Here is a 14,058-nt window from a genome sequence, read left to right on the forward strand (position 1 = left end):
GACAATTGTCGGATGAAAATCAACCAACAATGCGTGGTGGCGCTGACCTGGACCCTCAAGGACACGTTGGGCGAAGAACTCGACGTGCTCGACGAGCCGGTGGAGTTCCTCATGGGTGGCACCGACCTGCTGGCCAGGATCGAGGAAGCCCTGCTGCACCACTCGGCGGGTGACACGATCGAACTGCATCTGGAGCCCACCGACGGATTTGGCGACTACGACGATCGCCTGTTGTTCCTGGAACCGCGCCACCTGTTCCCCGACGACATCGAGGAAGGCATGGGTTTCGAAGGTCTGCCCCCGGGTTGCAACCCGGCCGCGCCGAAAGACCGTCTGTATTTCGTCAGCGACATATACCCCGAACACGTGGTGCTCGACGGCAACCACCCGCTGGCCGGCATCGCGTTGCGCATCAGTCTGAAAGTGCACGCGGTGCGTGAGGCGCAAGAGAGTGAGGTGGGCAAAGGCAGCCTGGGGACCGGTTTCTTCCGCATGCAGGTGGACGCACCGGACGAACTGCAGGGCCCGGGCATCACGCCGCCCGGCCCTCACACACTGCACTGAATTCGGAAACACCCCCGCCGCGCTGCGCGCGACCCCCTCCAGGGGGCGGTGCCTGCGGCCCGGCAGAGCCGGTTCCGCGGCACCTCTGGACGGATACCGCCCCGTTTGTTGCGGATTTCTCAGCCCCGGCCTGTTGAACCGTAACCACCCGCGCCGCGCTCGCTGGCGCCGGCGAAGTCATTCACCACATTGAAGCGGGCCTGCACCACAGGCACGATCACCATCTGCGCGATGCGCTCCAGCGGCTGAATGGTGAACGCCACGTCGCTGCGATTCCACGCACTCACCATGAGCTGTCCCTGGTAATCGCTGTCAATCAGGCCGACCAGGTTGCCCAGCACGATGCCGTGCTTGTGACCCAACCCCGAGCGCGGCAGGATCATGGCCGCGTAACCGGGGTCGGCCAGGTGGATGGCCATGCCCGTGGGCACCAGCTGCCACGCGTTGGGCGCGAGCGTCAGGGGTTCGTCCAGACACGCGCGCAGGTCGAGCCCGGCGCTGCCGGGGGTGGCGTAGGCGGGCAGCTGGTCCGCGATGCGCGGGTCCAGCACCTTCACGTCAATGTGCATGCGCCATTCACTCCGTTCGGCTGTGCGTTCATCAGTTCTTCTTGAGGCTGTTCTGAAGCGCCTTCAACGGGTCGTCGGCGTTCTGCTCCAGGCTGGGCGGTTCGGGCATTGCACCCTCTTCGCCCTCCTCGCCCTCCTCTTGCGCGGCTTCTTCCGCGGCTTCCTCGGCCGCTTCCTCCAGGCTGGGCATGTTGCGCAGCATGTCGGTCACGGCCGCGTCGTCCACCTTCACCGCCGCCTTCAGATTGCCGGTGACGATGGTCGGGTTGAACACGATCACAGCCACCATGATGATCTGCAGGATGATGAAGGCGATCGAACCCTTGTAGATCTGCGCCGTGGTGACGGCCGGAATGCGCTTGCCTGTCACGACATCGTCGTAGTCCTCGCGCGCCGCCACGCTGCGCAGGTAGAACAGCGCGAAACCAAAGGGCGGCGTGAGGAACGAGGTCTGCAGGTTCATCGCCAGGATGATGCCGAACCAGATCAGGTCGATGTCCAGCTTCTCGGCCACGGGCGCCAGCAGCGGGATGACGATGAATGCGATCTCGAAGAAGTCGATGAACATGCCCAGCACGAAGACCAGGAAGTTCACCACCAGCAGGAAGCCGAGCTGGCCGCCCGGCAGCTTGTCGAACAGGTGCTCGACCCAGACGTGGCCGTCGGCCGCGTTGAAGGTGAAGCTGAACACCGTCGATCCGATCAGGATGAACATCACGAAGATGGCCAGCTTGGTGGTGTTCTCCAACGCCTGCTTGAGCAGCGAGAACGACAGCGTGCGCCGCGCACCTGCCATGATCAGTGCGCCCAGGGCCCCCATGGCACCGCCCTCGGTGGGGGTGGCCACGCCCAGGAAGATCGTGCCGAGCACCAGGAAGATCAGCACCAGCGGCGGGATCAGCACGAAGGTGACGCGTTCGCACAGGCGCGAGAGCAGGCCCAGGCGGAACGCGCGGTTGAACAGCGCCAGACCCAACGCCAGGAAGGCCGAGACGGTGAGCGACATGATGAAGACCTCGTCGCCCGGCGCGGACATCTCACGCCCGAGGAAGGGGTTCATGATCGATTCATGCACTTGGGACCAGGCATAGCCGGCAGCACCGCACAACACAAGCAAGCTGACCAGCGACACGTGACCACTGGCGCCATTGGGCTCTGAATAGATGCGGGCCTCGGGCGGCAGGGCCGGCACCCACTTGGGCTTGACGATGGCAACGACCACAATGAAGAGCAGGTAGAGCCCGACCAGCATCAACCCGGGGACCAGGGCGCCGGCGTACATGTCGCCCACCGAACGCCCCAGCTGATCACCCAGCACAATCAGCACCAGCGAAGGCGGCAAGGCCTGCGCAAGCGTGCCGGAGGCGGTGATGGTGCCCGTGGCGATGGTGCGGTTGTAACCGTAGCGCAGCATGATGGGCATGGCGATCAGGCCCATGGAAATCACCGAGGCAGCGACCACGCCGGTGGTGGCCGCCAGCAGCGCACCCACCAGGACCACGGCCACGCCCACGCCACCGCGCAGTGGACCAAACACCTGACCCACTGTTTCGAGCAGGTCTTCGGCCATGCGGCTGCGCTCAAGAATGATGCCCATGAGCGTGAAGAACGGAATCGCCAGCAATGTGTCGTTCTGCATGATGCCGAACACACGCAGCGGCAGAGCCTGGAACAGGTTGGGCGGGAAAAGCTCCAGCTCCATGTCGATCAGGCCGAAGAACAGCCCGGTGGCGGCCAGCGATAAGGCGACCGGAAAACCGGCCAGCAGAAAGATGAGCAGGCCCGTGAACATCACGGGCACGAAGTTCTGTGCGAGCAGTTCCATCATGACGCGGCCCCTGCCTTGCGGTTCTTGTCCTGTGCGGCGATGTCTGCGGCCAGTTGCTGGACCTCGTCAGGGCCGGTGTGGCTCAGGGCGTCCGGGCCGTTGCCTGTCAGGAACGCAAAGCGCTTGATCAGCTCCGATGCGCCCTGGAGCATGAGCAGCGCGAAGCCCAGGGGAATGAGGCCGTACACCGGCCATCGGATCAGGCCGCCCGCGTTGGACGACATTTCACCGGTTTCCCAGGCGCGCTCGAACAGGGGCCAGCCAAGGGTCATCATCATGTAGCAGAGTGGAAACAGGAAGATCACGATGCCGGCCACATCGATCCAGTTGCGCGTGCGCGCGCTGAACCGGCCCGAGACGAAGTCGATGCGCACATGGGCGTTGCGCAGGAAGGCATAACCGCCACCGAGCATGAACACGGCGGCGAACAGGTACCACTGGACTTCCAGCAGGCTGTTGGAGCTGACGCTGAAGATCTTGCGCACGATGGCATTGCCCGCGCTGATGAGGGTGGCGGCCAGGATGAACCACATGGCCAGCTTGCCGATGAGTTCGGCCAGGGCGTCGATGAGTCGGGATATCTTGAGCAGGAGCGACATGGGAATTCCCATCTGAGAAAGGCCTGTGCGGCCAGCCGCAAAGTCTAGCGGGCAAGCCCGCCCGAGACTGAACCGCGGCTGACGGCGGATGCCATGGACCGGCGGCGACAACCCGTCCGCGCGGTCCGAGCAAAAAGCCCCGCAAGGGCGGGGCTTCTTGTCGAACGCCGGGACCGCTTAGAGCTTGGCCCTTTGCATGTAGTTGTCGAATTGCGCTTCGGTGAAGCGGAACCAGAGGTTCTGGTCCTTGCGGAAGTTCGAGTAATCCGAATAGATCTTCTTCCACTTCGGGTTCTTGGCACTGATATCCGAGTAGAGGGCCATGGAGTTCTTGAACGCCGCGTCCATCACGGACTTGGGGAAGGCCAGCACCTTGGTGCCCGAGGCCACCAGTTGTTTGAGCGCGCCCGGGTTGAGTGCGTCGTACTTGGCCTGCATGGTGGTGTGTGCGATCGCGGCGGCACATTCCACGATGGCCTTGTTCTCGGGCGACAGACCGGCATAGGCCTTGTTGTTGACGTACAGCGAAAGCTGCGGGCCACCTTCCCACCAGCCGGGGTAGTAGTAGTACGGCGCGACCTTGTTGAAGCCGAGCTTCTGGTCATCGTACGGACCGAACCACTCGGTGGCGTCGATGGTGCCCTTCTCAAGCGCCTGGTAGATCTCGCCACCCGGGATGTTCTGCGGCACACCACCCATGGTGGTGAGCACCCGGCCGGCGAAGCCGCCGATGCGCATCTTCAGGCCCTGGATGTCCTTGAGCGACTTGATTTCCTTGCGGTACCAGCCACCCATCTGGGCGCCCGTGTTGCCCATCGGGAAGTTCACGATGTTGTAGCCCTCGTAGAACTCGCGGAACAGCTTCATGCCATTGCCTTCGTACATCCAGGCCGTCATCTGGCGGCTGTTGAGGCCGAAGGGAATCGCGCAGTCCAGGGCAAAGGTATCGTCCTTGCCGAAGAAGTAATAGGGCGCGGTGTGCGCGCACTCCACGGTGCCTTCCTGCACGCCGTCGACCACGCCGAACGCGGGCATGAGCTCGCCACCGGGGTGCACGGAGATCGTGAACTTGCCGCCGGACATTTCGCCCACTTTCTTCGCGAACACGTCGGCAGCGCCGTAGATGGTGTCGAGCGCCTTGGGGAAGCTCGAGGCCAGACGCCAGCGGATGGCGGCCTGGGCATGCACGGCAGGCGCAGCGCCAGCGGCGAGCACGCCCGCAATGCCGGCATGCTTGATGAGGGAACGACGATCCATGTTGATTGACTCCGTGGTTGGTATGTGAATACACCCGGCCCAGCAAGGCAGGCAGGAGACTTGTCAGTCAAGGGGCATTGTAGGAAGCCCCTCCCGCAGGGATTCGGGGGTTTTCCCTCGAAGAACGGCCTGCGCGGGGCAGGCGTTCAGCGTCTTGCAAGCTTCGCGGCCATCGTGCGGCGCTGCCGCTCAACCCACGCGCTTGAGGCCCGGCGAGGCGTTCAGCAGCGGACCAAAGCGCTTGCGCACCGAACTCTCGATGCCGGTTGCGTCCAGGCCTTCCATGGCGAGCAGTCGGGCCGGGTCGCCATGCTCGATGAAGGTGTCCGGCAGGCCCAGCTGCAGCACCGGCAGCATCAGCCCCTCGGCCTGCAAGGCTTCGAGCACCGCCGCGCCCGCCCCGCCCTGGATGCAGCCCTCCTCCACCGTCACCAGCGCCTCGTGGGTGCGCGCGAGTTCGCGCAGCAGATCGAGGTCCAGCGGCTTGACCCAGCGCATGTTAGCCACGCTCGCGCCCAGCGTCTCGGCCGCGGCCAGCGCGGGTTGCAGCAGCGTGCCGAAGGCCAGGATGGCGACACCGCGACCTTTGCGCCGGAGTTCACCACGACCGTAGGGCAAGCCTTCCAGGCCGGCAGGCTGCGCAATGCCTGCGCCCGCGCCGCGCGGGTAGCGTACCGCCACCGGGTGGTTTTGCGCGAACGCGGTGCTGAGCAATTGCCGGCACTCCGCCTCGTCGGCCGGGCAGGCCACGGCCATGTTGGGAATGCAGCGCAGATAGGCGATGTCGTAAGCGCCGGCGTGGGTGGCGCCATCGGCGCCCACCAGGCCTGCGCGATCCAGCGCGAACACCACGGGCAGGTTCTGCAGCGCCACGTCGTGGATGAGCTGGTCGTAGGCGCGTTGCAGAAAGGTCGAGTAGATCGCCACCACCGGCTTGAGGCCTTCGCAGGCGAGGCCGGCGGCGAAGGTCACGGCGTGCTGCTCTGCGATGCCGACATCGAAATAGCGCGCGGGGAAACGGCGCTCGAACTCGACCATGCCCGAGCCCTCTCGCATGGCCGGCGTGATGCCGATGAGGCGATGGTCGGCCTCGGCCATGTCGCACAGCCACTGGCCGAACACCTGGGTGAAGGTGGTCTTGGGCGGCTTGGCGGGCTTGGTGAGGCCCACCGACGGATCGAACACGCCCGGGCCGTGGTACGCCACCGGATCGGCCTCGGCCAGCTTGTAGCCCTGTCCCTTCTTCGTCACCACGTGCAGGAATTGCGGGCCGCTGTCGGTGTCGAGCAGGTGGCGGATGTTCTCCAGCGTGGGAATCAGCGAGTCGAGGTCGTGGCCATCGATCGGGCCGATGTAGTTGAAGCCGAACTTCTCGAACAGCGTCGCCGGCACCACCATGCCCTTGGCATGCTCCTCGAAGCGCTTGGCCAGTTCGAACAGGGGCGGCGCGCCCTTGAGCACCTGCTTGCCCACGTTCTTGGCGGCGGCGTAGAACTGTCCGCTCATGAGCTGGGCCAGGTAGCGGTTGAGCGCGCCCACGGGCGGCGAGATCGACATGTCGTTGTCGTTGAGCACCACCAGCAGGCGGCCATCGGCCACACCCGCGTTGTTCAGGGCCTCGAAGGCCATCCCGGCGGTCATCGCGCCGTCGCCGATGATGGCCACGGCCTTGCGCGGGTCGCCCTGGATTTTCGACGCCAGCGCCATGCCCAGCGCAGCCGAGATGCTGGTGGACGAGTGCGCTGTGCCGAAGGTGTCGTATTCGCTCTCGCTGCGGCGAGGAAAGCCGCTGATGCCGCCCAGCTGGCGCAGCGTGTTCATGCGCTCGCGCCGGCCGGTCAGGATCTTGTGCGGATAGGTCTGGTGACCCACATCCCAGACCAGGCGGTCCTCGGGCGTGTTGAACACGTAGTGCAGCGCCACCGTGAGCTCCACGGTGCCCAGGTTGGAGCTGAGGTGCCCGCCGGTGCGCGCCACGCTCTCCAGCAGGAAGGCGCGCAGTTCGGCGGCCAGCGGCGGGAGCTGCGCGCGCGTGAGGCGGCGCAGGTCGGCGGGCGAGTCGATGGTCGACAGCAGGGAGCTCATGGGCACAGACGCTTGGGTCATGGGAGTATCGGGCTTGCGCGGCCCGTCAGGAAACGCGCCGCCCTACCCAGTCGGCCAGGGCGTGCAGGGTGTGGGCATGGCGGTGGTCGAGGCCGCTGCGGCGCAGGGCGTCGTGGGCCTGGTCCAGCACGCGGTCGGCATAAGCCTGCGCTCCGGCCAGCCCCATCAGGGAGACGAAAGTCGGTTTGTCGGCGGCGGCATCCTTGCCGGCGGTCTTGCCCAGCGTGGCCGAATCCGCGGTCACGTCCAGGATGTCGTCCACCACCTGGAACGCCAGGCCCAGGCTGGCCCCGTAGCGCGCGAGCAAGGCCTGCACGTCATGCGATGGCGTGCCGGTGGCCGCCCCCATCACCACGCTGGCCTGCAGCAGGGCGCCGGTCTTGCGGCGGTGCATGGCTTCGAGCGAAGCGAGGTCCAGGGCCACGCCGACACTGGCCAGGTCGACAGCCTGTCCGCCGGCCATGCCGTCGGCACCCGCCGAGAGCGCCAGCAGGCGGCACAGTCGCGCGCTCATCGCGTCGCTCACACTGCCATCACCCGGCACCAGCAATTCGAACGCCAGCGCTTGCAGCGCGTCACCCGCCAGCAGCGCCTGGGCCTGGCCAAAGCGCACATGCACCGTGGGTTTTCCCCGGCGCAGCACATCGTTGTCCATGCAGGGCATGTCGTCGTGCACCAGCGAGTAGGCGTGAATCAGCTCCACGGCGCAAGCTGCGCGCAGCGCGGCCTCGTGGTGTCCACCCACGGCCTCGCAGGCGGCCAGCACCAGCAGGGGGCGCAGACGCTTGCCACCGTCGAGCACGGCGTAGCGCATGGCTTCCCCCAACCCGGCAGGCGCATCCGGGGGCACCCAGTGCTCAAGCGCGCGCTCCACCGCGGCCTGCTGCGCGCTGCGCCAGGCCGCGAACACATCGGTATCGGACAGCACGGCGTTCAAGCAGCGTCCCAGGGTTTGAGCACGCCGCCTTCGAGCACCTTGATCTGGTTTTCGACCTCTTCCAGCCGGGTGCGACAGAAGGCAAGCAACTCGGCACCCCGCTGGTAGCGGGTCAGCAACTGGTCCAACGGCAACTGGCCGGCGTCGAGCTGGGCCACCAGCTGCTCCAGCTCTTCCAGCGCCGCCTCGTAGCTGACAGCGGCGGGAGAAGTGGCGGCCGCGCGCGGCGCGCGGGATGGGGAAGGTGTGGGCATGGATCCGGTGTGCTCAGGCCCTTCGCGGGCCACCAAAAGGGCTTTGCCGCGGATGGCGCCGGTCCTCGTCTCAACCGATCCCCGCGCCCCGCAGACAGCCATGTAAAACGGGCATTTTATGCCCGGCAAGGGCATTGCCCCCCGGGGTACAATCCGCGTTCTTTTTTTCTTCACTTCTCTTCACTACGGACAGCTCCTGTCCGGAGGGACGCACCACCCCACCCATCCCGCGCGAATTCGTCTGACGAGCACAGCGCTTACCCTGCCCCTTCATAGGGGGAGTCTCTAGGTCAGGACCACCATGTCTGATTTAAGTCTTCAACTGCAGCAGGCCGCAAGCCAACTACCGGTTTCCAGCTACTTCAGCGAGGCGCTGTTCCAGCGCGAAAAGGAAACACTCTTCCAGCGCGGGCCCCGTTATGTGGGGCACCAACTCGCGGTCCCCAACGTGGGGGACTACCACGCCCTGCCCCAGGAAGCGGGTGGTCGCGCGCTTGTGCGCACCGGCAAGGGCGTCGAGCTGATCTCCAATGTCTGCCGCCACCGCCAGGCCGTGATGCTCACCGGGCGGGGCAACCTGGGCGAAACGCGCAGCGGCAGCGCTGGCGGCAACATTGTCTGCCCGCTGCACCGCTGGACCTACAGCGGCGCGCATGGCGAGCGGGCGGGCCAGTTGCTGGGGGCCCCACACTTCGAGCAGGACCCCTGCCTGAACCTCAACAACTACCCGCTGCGCGAGTGGAACGGCCTGCTGTTCGAGGACAACGGCCGCGACGTGCAGGCCGACCTGGCGAACATGGGGCCACGCGCCGCGCTCGATTTCGAGGGCATGGTGCTGGACCATGTGGAACTGCACGAGTGCAACTACAACTGGAAGACCTTCATCGAGGTCTACCTGGAGGACTACCACGTCGCCCCGTTCCACCCCGGTCTGGGCGGCTTCGTCACCTGCGAGGACCTGCGCTGGGAATTCAAGCCCGAGTACTCCGTGCAGACGGTGGGCCCGGCCAATTTGATGGGCAAGGCCGGCAGCCCGGTCTACCAGCGCTGGCACGAGCAGCTGATGCGGTACCGCCAGGGACAGATGCCCGCGCACGGCGCGATCTGGCTGACCTACTATCCGCACATCATGGTCGAGTGGTACCCGCACGTGCTGACGGTCTCCACCCTGCACCCGGTGAGCGTGGACAAGACGCTCAACATGGTCGAGTTCTATTACCCCGAGGAAATCGCGGCCTTCGAGCGCGAGTTTGTCGAGACCCAGCGCGCGGCCTACATGGAAACCTGCATCGAGGACGACGAGATCGCCGAACGCATGGATGCGGGGCGCAAGGCCCTGCTCGCGCGCGGCGACAACGAGGTCGGGCCGTACCAGAGCCCGATGGAGGACGGCATGCAGCACTTCCACGAGTGGTACCGCCGCCATATGGCAGGCGCCGTCTGATGGGCCTCGGCTCCGGCCAGACTGCCCGCTCCGCCACCACGGGAGCCTGACGCATGCAGGCCCTGTGGATGCTGCTGGCCTCGCTGTTCTTCGCCAGCATGGGCGTGTGCATCAAGTTCGCGTCCGCCCACTTCAACAGCTTCGAGATCGTCTGTTACCGCGGCATGGTAGGCGTGGTCTTCCTGATCGGGCTCACGCGCATGAACGGCGTGACGCTGGGTACCAGCGTGCCGATGATGCACGCCTGGCGCAGCGTGGTGGGCGTGATCGCCCTGGCTTCCTGGTTCTACGCCATCGGTGCGCTGCCGCTGGCCACGGCCATGACGCTCAACTACATGAGCAGCGTGTGGATCGCCGCCTTCCTGCTGGGTGGCGCGGTGCTGCTGCAGGGGCGCAACGCCCCGGTTCGTCGGCAAGGCCCCCTGTTCCTGACCGTGCTGGCCGGCTTCGTGGGCGTGGGCATGATGCTGCGCCCCACGCTGCAGGAAGACCAGGCCCTGGGCGCGCTCGTCGGGTTGCTCTCGGGCATCTTCTCTGCCTTTGCCTATCTGCAGGTGGCCACGCTCGCGCGCGCGGGCGAGCCGGAAAGCCGCACGGTGTTCTATTTCTCGATCGGCGCCATGATCGTGGGCGCGCTGGGCATGCTGTTCACCGGCGCGAGCGCCTGGCACTGGCCCGGCGCGCTGTGGCTGCTGCCGATTGGCCTGCTCGCGGTGTTCGGCCAGCTCTGCATGACGCGCGCCTACTCGCGCGGCGCCACCATGGTGGTGGCCAATCTGCAGTACTCGGGCATCGTGTTCGCGGCACTCTACGGGCTGCTGATCTTCGGCGACGAGTTGCCCCTGATTGGCTGGCTGGGCATGGCGCTGATCATCCTCAGCGGCATCGCCGCCACGCAGTTGCGCAGTCGCGCCGTCGCCAACGCGCCCGCCGAGGAGCACTGAGCGGCGCGTCTGCCGCACAATGCGCGCATGTACACGACCCTGATCACCGTCCCCCAGTTGCAGCAGCTCATGGCCAGTGGCACGCCGCTGCGGGTGATGGACTGCAGCTTCGATCTGATGAACCCCGATGCCGGGCTTGCCCAGTTCGAGGCCGAACACATTCCGGGCTCGGTGCACGTGCACCTCGACCACCACCTGAGCGACAAGTCCGGGCCGGACCGCGCCAGCGGCGGACGCCATCCGCTGCCTTCGCGCGAGACGTTCGCAAGGCGCCTGGGTGCGCTGGGCCTGCACAACAGCATGCAGGTGGTCGTGCTTGACCGCGCGGCCATCACCACCAGCGGGCGCCTGTGGTGGATGCTCAAGTGGTGCGGGCACGAGGCCGTGGCCGTGCTCGACGGCGGCCTGGCCGCCTGGAAGGCCGGTGGCGGAGCGGTTGCCACAGGCCCGGCGGAGCAGCCCGTTCCCACGTCTTTTGAGCTGCGCGATCCCTTGACCGGCACGGCGTCGACCGAACAGGTCGCCGCCTCGCTGGGCCGTCCTGAATTCACGCTGGTGGATGCGCGCGCCGCCGCCCGCTTTCGCGGCGAGACCGAGCCACTGGACCCGGTGGCCGGCCACATCCCGGGCGCGCTCAACCGCCCCTTCGGCGACAACGTCCTGCCCGACGGCCGCTTCAAGCCCGCGGCCGAATTGCGGCGCGAGTTCGAGCGCCTGCTGGCCGGCCGCGACCCCGCCAGCGTGGTGCACCACTGCGGCAGCGGCGTGAGCGCGGTACCCAACCTGATCGCGATGGAAGTCGCAGGACTGGGCCGCACACGCCTCTACCCGGGCAGCTGGAGCGAGTGGTGCAACACGCCGGGCCTGCCGGTGGCGCGTAACTGACGAGGCACCCTTCATCCATGCCGCCGCATTCGTCCCACTCCCAGGACGTGGCCGTCACCCCGGTGCCGTCGGCCAGCCAGCGCAAGCGGGTGCTGGAACTGCTGGCGCTGTTGACTGGCCTGGCGGCATGCGTGGTGTTCGTGATCGATCTGATGGCGGCCAGTCCCGGCCGGCGCGAGTCCTGGATCGCGGGCTGTCTGATGGCGGTGTCTGCCCTGGCCTACGTCCTGGTGCGGCGTGAGCGCACGCAATACGTGCCCCACCTGATCGTGGCGGGCACGCTGGGCGCGGCCGTCCTGTCGGTGATCACCTACGGCTCGGTGCGCACGGCGGTCGGTTTCCTGTTCGTGGCCGCGGTGGCCGGCGCGGGCACCCTGCTGGGGCGCACCGCGCTGATCGCCACCGTGGCCGCCGCCGTGGGGGCGCTGGGCCTGCTCACGCTGGCGGAAGTCAACGGTTGGTTGACTGCAAAGCCGTATTTCGAGGTCGGACTGCGGGTCTGGATCACGCATTCTGCGACCCTGATCGTGGTGGGCGTGATGGTCTACCACAGCGGCCGCCAGCTGCGCGAAGCCTTCGAGCGCCAGAAGGAAGCGCTGGAACAGCGCAAGAAAACCGAACAGGAGCGCGACCGCAATCTCGACCGCTTCGCCCGCATCTTCCACACCAGCCCCAGCCCCATGGTGGCGCAGTCCGCGCGCTCGGGCATGATCCTGGACGTCAACCCCGCGTTCGAACGCTGCTACGGCTACACGCGGGCGCAGGTGCTCGGGCGGCAGGACGACTTCCTGTGGGCGGACCCCGCACAGCGCGAGGCCTTCATGGAACAACTGTTCAGCACCCGCCGCGCCGAACAGCATCCGGCGCGTGGCCTGCGCGCGGACGGCAGCACCTTCGAGGCGCTGGTCTCCAGCGAGATGGGGGACGACCCCGAGGAGAAACTCATCATGACCACGGTCAGCGACATCAGCGCGCAGACCGAAGTCATGGAGCGGCTGCGGCGCTCCGAGGAAAAGTTTGCCAAGGCGTTCAACTTCAGCCCGCTGAACATGACGATCAGCCGCCTCTCCGACGGCTCCTTCATCGACGTCAACCGGGCTGAGGACCGCGCGCAGGGCATGGCGCCCGAGGACCTCAAGGGCAAGACATCGGTCGAGGTCGGTTCCTGGCTCACCCCGCAGGACCGCGAGGCCTTTGTCGCGCAGTTGCTGCGCGACGGCCACATCGACGGCTACGAAACCCGCATGCGGCACAAGGACGGCTCGCTGGTGGACACGCGCCTGTGGGCCGAACTGATCGAGGTCGACGGCGAGCCCTGCGTGCTCTCGTGCACCGTCAACATTTCCGAGGAGAAGCAGCGCGAAGCCCTGCTGCTCAGCGTGGCCCGGGGCGTGGCCGCCGAAACGGGCGAGGCCTTCTTTGGCGCGCTCACGCGCCACCTGGGCGAGGCCATCGCAGCGGACATGGTGATCGTCGGCGAATGCCGCGACGACGGCCGCGTACGCACGCTTGCCGTGCGGCAGAGAGGCCAGGCGCGCCCCAACTTCAGCTTCGACGTGGAGAACACGCCCTGCGCCCAAAGCCTGCGACAGACCGAAATGCTGATCTGCGCAAGCGACCTGCCGCGGCACTTCCCCCTGGCCCGGGGGCTGATCGACTCCGGGTGCCAGGCCTACCTGGGCAAGGCCCTGAGGGACGACGACGGCACGGCCATCGGTGTCGTCTTCGCGGTCTGGCGCGAGCCCCTGCAGTTGCGACCCGACGTGCAGGCGCTGATCGCCATCTACGCCAGCCGGGCCAACGCCGAGCTGGCGCGGCTGCGCCGCGACCGCGAGATCCAGCGCCTGAATGAAACGCTCGAACTGCGCGTGCGCGAGCGCACGGCCGACCTGCAGCGCCTCAATGCCGAGCTGGACTCGTTCGCCTACTCGGTTTCGCACGACCTCAAGTCACCGCTGCGGGCCATCGACGGCTTCACCCGGCTGCTGGACGAGGAAGTCGGCAAACGCCTGGACGCCGGGGAACGCGAGCTGCTGGACCGTGTGCTGAGTTCGACCCGGCGCATGGGCGCGCTGATCGACGATCTGCTGGCGCTGGCGCGCGTGAGCCAGGGTCGCCTGGAACGCCAGCAGGTGGACCTGAGCGAGATGGCCGGCGCCATTCTGGAGCACGAGCGGCGCAAAGATCCGCAGCGCGACATCGAACTGCGCATTGCCCCGGGCCTGCAAGCCCACTGCGACCCGCGGCTGGCGCGCATCGTGCTGGAGAACCTGCTGGTCAATGCGCTCAAGTACAGCCGGACGAAAACGCAAACGGTGATCGAGTGGGGGCAACTGCCACCGGTGGGCAGCGAGCCCGCCATGTACTTCGTCCGCGACAACGGCGTGGGCTTCGACATGGCCTATGTCGACAAGCTGTTCAAGCCATTCCAGCGCCTGCACATGCCCAGCGAATTCGAAGGCACCGGCATCGGCCTGGCCACCGTGCGGCGCATCATCGAGCGCCACGGTGGCCAGATCACCGGCGAGGGCTGGCCTGGCGTGGGCGCGCGCTTCTGCTTCTCTTTCGGGGACCAGGCAACACCCCCCGCCGTGCTGCGCGCGTCCCCCCGCGAGGGGGACGCACCCTAGGCCCGGCAAAGCCGGTTCCCAGGGTGCCCGGGATGGGGCGC

General features: G+C 66.9%; 12 protein-coding genes. 5 read left to right on the forward strand and 7 right to left on the reverse strand.

The window, feature by feature from the left end:
* Positions 1–12 precede the first annotated feature (12 nt).
* Complete coding sequence (locus tag AB7P10_RS14545; protein ID WP_428294563.1) at positions 13–564, forward strand: FKBP-type peptidyl-prolyl cis-trans isomerase; 552 nt, start codon at positions 13–15, stop codon at positions 562–564.
* Positions 565–683: 119 nt separating this feature from the next.
* Here the strand turns inward: AB7P10_RS14545 and dut are convergent, their stop codons facing one another.
* The 7 genes from dut to xseB form a co-directional block, all read right to left on the reverse strand.
* Positions 684–1,133: a dUTP diphosphatase gene (gene dut, locus AB7P10_RS14550; RefSeq protein ID WP_428294564.1), complete on the reverse strand. Its 450-nt coding sequence runs from the start codon at positions 1,131–1,133 to the stop codon at positions 684–686.
* A 31-nt stretch (positions 1,134–1,164) separates the two neighbouring features.
* A complete protein-coding gene (locus AB7P10_RS14555; protein WP_428294565.1) occupies positions 1,165–2,961 on the reverse strand; it encodes a TRAP transporter large permease in 1,797 nt (598 codons plus the stop codon).
* Positions 2,958–3,560 carry a TRAP transporter small permease subunit gene (locus tag AB7P10_RS14560; RefSeq protein WP_428294566.1) on the reverse strand — a complete coding sequence of 201 codons (603 nt, stop codon included), beginning with the start codon at positions 3,558–3,560 and terminating at the stop codon, positions 2,958–2,960. The genes AB7P10_RS14555 and AB7P10_RS14560 overlap by 4 nt, the downstream gene beginning before the upstream one ends.
* Before the next feature lie 177 nt (positions 3,561–3,737).
* The gene (locus AB7P10_RS14565) at positions 3,738–4,817 is read right to left on the reverse strand and encodes a TRAP transporter substrate-binding protein (protein ID WP_428294567.1); all 1,080 of its coding nucleotides are present in this window, start codon (positions 4,815–4,817) and stop codon (positions 3,738–3,740) included.
* Between the two features lie 189 nt (positions 4,818–5,006).
* On the reverse strand, positions 5,007–6,902 hold the full coding sequence (dxs, locus tag AB7P10_RS14570) for a 1-deoxy-D-xylulose-5-phosphate synthase (protein WP_428294568.1): 1,896 nt from the start codon (positions 6,900–6,902) through the stop codon (positions 5,007–5,009).
* Between the two features lie 46 nt (positions 6,903–6,948).
* Positions 6,949–7,851 carry a polyprenyl synthetase family protein gene (locus tag AB7P10_RS14575; RefSeq protein ID WP_428294620.1) on the reverse strand — a complete coding sequence of 301 codons (903 nt, stop codon included), beginning with the start codon at positions 7,849–7,851 and terminating at the stop codon, positions 6,949–6,951.
* A 5-nt stretch (positions 7,852–7,856) separates the two neighbouring features.
* Complete coding sequence (xseB, locus tag AB7P10_RS14580) at positions 7,857–8,114, reverse strand: exodeoxyribonuclease VII small subunit (RefSeq protein ID WP_428294569.1); 258 nt, start codon at positions 8,112–8,114, stop codon at positions 7,857–7,859.
* Positions 8,115–8,415: 301 nt separating this feature from the next.
* On the opposite strand from xseB, the gene AB7P10_RS14585 reads away from it, so the two are divergent.
* From AB7P10_RS14585 to AB7P10_RS14600, 4 genes are read left to right on the forward strand one after another with little or no spacing between them, the layout of a single operon-like run.
* Complete coding sequence (locus tag AB7P10_RS14585; RefSeq protein WP_428294570.1) at positions 8,416–9,558, forward strand: aromatic ring-hydroxylating oxygenase subunit alpha; 1,143 nt, start codon at positions 8,416–8,418, stop codon at positions 9,556–9,558.
* A gap of 53 nt (positions 9,559–9,611) precedes the next feature.
* The gene (locus tag AB7P10_RS14590) at positions 9,612–10,502 is read left to right on the forward strand and encodes a DMT family transporter (protein ID WP_428294571.1); all 891 of its coding nucleotides are present in this window, start codon (positions 9,612–9,614) and stop codon (positions 10,500–10,502) included.
* A 27-nt stretch (positions 10,503–10,529) separates the two neighbouring features.
* Positions 10,530–11,387, forward strand: coding sequence for a sulfurtransferase (locus tag AB7P10_RS14595; RefSeq protein ID WP_428294572.1), 858 nt, complete (start codon positions 10,530–10,532; stop codon positions 11,385–11,387).
* Positions 11,388–11,404: 17 nt separating this feature from the next.
* Positions 11,405–14,017: a PAS domain-containing sensor histidine kinase gene (locus tag AB7P10_RS14600; RefSeq protein ID WP_428294573.1), complete on the forward strand. Its 2,613-nt coding sequence runs from the start codon at positions 11,405–11,407 to the stop codon at positions 14,015–14,017.
* The last annotated feature ends 41 nt before the right edge of the window (positions 14,018–14,058 follow it).

The organism is Hydrogenophaga sp., from assembly GCF_050182545.1.
Lineage (GTDB): Bacteria > Pseudomonadota > Gammaproteobacteria > Burkholderiales > Burkholderiaceae_C > Hydrogenophaga.

What these genes read in the sequence shown, in the direction of transcription:
- AB7P10_RS14545 (WP_428294563.1), top strand. Translation starts at nt 13, where the DNA reads ATGAAAATCAACCAACAATGCGTGGTGGCGCTGACCTGGACCCTCAAG.
- dut (WP_428294564.1), bottom strand. Translation starts at nt 1,133, where the DNA reads ATGCACATTGACGTGAAGGTGCTGGACCCGCGCATCGCGGACCAGCTG.
- AB7P10_RS14555 (WP_428294565.1), bottom strand. Translation starts at nt 2,961, where the DNA reads ATGATGGAACTGCTCGCACAGAACTTCGTGCCCGTGATGTTCACGGGC.
- AB7P10_RS14560 (WP_428294566.1), bottom strand. Translation starts at nt 3,560, where the DNA reads ATGTCGCTCCTGCTCAAGATATCCCGACTCATCGACGCCCTGGCCGAA.
- AB7P10_RS14565 (WP_428294567.1), bottom strand. Translation starts at nt 4,817, where the DNA reads ATGGATCGTCGTTCCCTCATCAAGCATGCCGGCATTGCGGGCGTGCTC.
- dxs (WP_428294568.1), bottom strand. Translation starts at nt 6,902, where the DNA reads ATGAGCTCCCTGCTGTCGACCATCGACTCGCCCGCCGACCTGCGCCGC.
- xseB (WP_428294569.1), bottom strand. Translation starts at nt 8,114, where the DNA reads ATGCCCACACCTTCCCCATCCCGCGCGCCGCGCGCGGCCGCCACTTCT.
- AB7P10_RS14585 (WP_428294570.1), top strand. Translation starts at nt 8,416, where the DNA reads ATGTCTGATTTAAGTCTTCAACTGCAGCAGGCCGCAAGCCAACTACCG.
- AB7P10_RS14590 (WP_428294571.1), top strand. Translation starts at nt 9,612, where the DNA reads ATGCAGGCCCTGTGGATGCTGCTGGCCTCGCTGTTCTTCGCCAGCATG.
- AB7P10_RS14595 (WP_428294572.1), top strand. Translation starts at nt 10,530, where the DNA reads ATGTACACGACCCTGATCACCGTCCCCCAGTTGCAGCAGCTCATGGCC.
- AB7P10_RS14600 (WP_428294573.1), top strand. Translation starts at nt 11,405, where the DNA reads ATGCCGCCGCATTCGTCCCACTCCCAGGACGTGGCCGTCACCCCGGTG.